We start from the raw sequence: 1,274 nt of genomic DNA on the forward strand, positions 1-1,274 counted from the left end.
GGGGTCCCTCGTCATTTCGGGGAGGCGGTACAGCGCAAGGCCGCGCATCTCGAACGCATGCTTGGCCTGCTCAAGATCATGGTCGGGGACGCGAAGGCCCGCCGCGCGACCGCCCCGGAATGGTTGGCCAAGTCCGAATGGGCGATCGCGCTGGGCGAGGCCATTCTTGATAGCGCGCGTGGCCCCGATGAGCCCGCGGCCGACGGAGGTGATCCCGATGCCCGAGATCATTGAAACCACCGTCTATCGCCTCGACGAGCTGTCCGAGGCGGCCAAGGAAAGGGCGCGCGCCTGGTATCGGGAGGGCGCCTTCGATCACGACTGGTTCGAATTCGTCTATGACGATTTCGAGCGCATCTGTGAAATCCTCGGCGTCGAACTGAATACCAGAGCCGTCCGCCTCATGGGCGGCGGCACGAGGCAGAAGCCGTGCATCTGGTTTTCAGGGTTCTGGAGCCAGGGCGACGGCGCCTGCTTCGAGGGCCGTTACGGTCATGCCAAGAGAGCACCAGCCAGAATTCGCGAACATGCGCCGAGGGACGGCGAACTGCACAGGATTGCTGACGCGCTGCAGGCGATCCAGCGCCGCAACTTCTACCAGCTCCACGCCGCCATCTCCCATCGCGACCGCTACTACCACGAATACACCATGGCGATCGCGGTCGAGCGCGACAGTCCGGTCTATCAGGACATGACCGCGGATGCGGAGGAGGCCGTCACGGAGGCGCTGCGCGACCTCGCCCGCTGGCTCTATCGCCAGATCGAGCGCGAATACGAGTATCTGACCTCGGACGCGCTGGTCGACGAGGCGATCATAGCCAACGCATACACCTTTACCGCGAGCGGCCACCGGTTCGGCTAGGTGCCGTTCGCCCCGTGAGCGATGCCTGACGCACCCTGCCGGACAGATCGTTGCCTTGATCCGTTGCCTCCGCAGGTCTGGACGCGGCGTCCCCGCTGTCAACGGGCAAGCCGTTCCCCCATCGCAAGCGATGGGGGACATCGGGCCCTGGCCTGCGTCCACCCCGCGCGCCATCGCAACGGAATCAGGAGGCGATAGCCATGTGCAGGGTTCTCAACAAGCATCACGCGGGCGCGCCAGCCGGCGCGGTCTATATCGGGCGCGGCAGCAAGTGGGGCAATCCGTTCCGGATCGGCCAAGACGGCGACCGCGCCGCCGTCATCGCGAAGCACGAGCGCTGGCTCGCCGGCCAGCACCATCTCCTGCGCGCGCTCGACGAGTTGCGCGGCAAGAACCTGGCGTGCTTCTGCGC

2 protein-coding genes and 1 pseudogene are annotated in these 1,274 nt (G+C 66.0%); all 3 read left to right on the forward strand.

Annotated elements, in window-relative coordinates:
* Positions 1-234 (forward strand): annotated as a pseudogene (locus EOA86_RS35085) (hypothetical protein); the annotation flags it as partial.
* Complete coding sequence (locus EOA86_RS35090) at positions 218-862, forward strand: antitoxin of toxin-antitoxin stability system (RefSeq protein WP_128345675.1); 645 nt, start codon at positions 218-220, stop codon at positions 860-862. The pseudogene EOA86_RS35085 and the gene EOA86_RS35090, both read left to right, overlap by 17 nt.
* Positions 863-1,062: 200 nt before the next feature.
* Positions 1,063-1,274: DUF4326 domain-containing protein (locus EOA86_RS35095; RefSeq protein ID WP_128345677.1), on the forward strand; the 212-nt coding region annotated here is incomplete at its 3' end.

The organism is Mesorhizobium sp. M5C.F.Ca.IN.020.32.2.1 (assembly GCF_004023105.1).
Classification (GTDB): Bacteria; Pseudomonadota; Alphaproteobacteria; order Rhizobiales; family Rhizobiaceae; genus Mesorhizobium; species Mesorhizobium wenxiniae.

What these genes read in the sequence shown, in the direction of transcription:
- EOA86_RS35090 (WP_128345675.1), top strand. Translation starts at nt 218, where the DNA reads ATGCCCGAGATCATTGAAACCACCGTCTATCGCCTCGACGAGCTGTCC.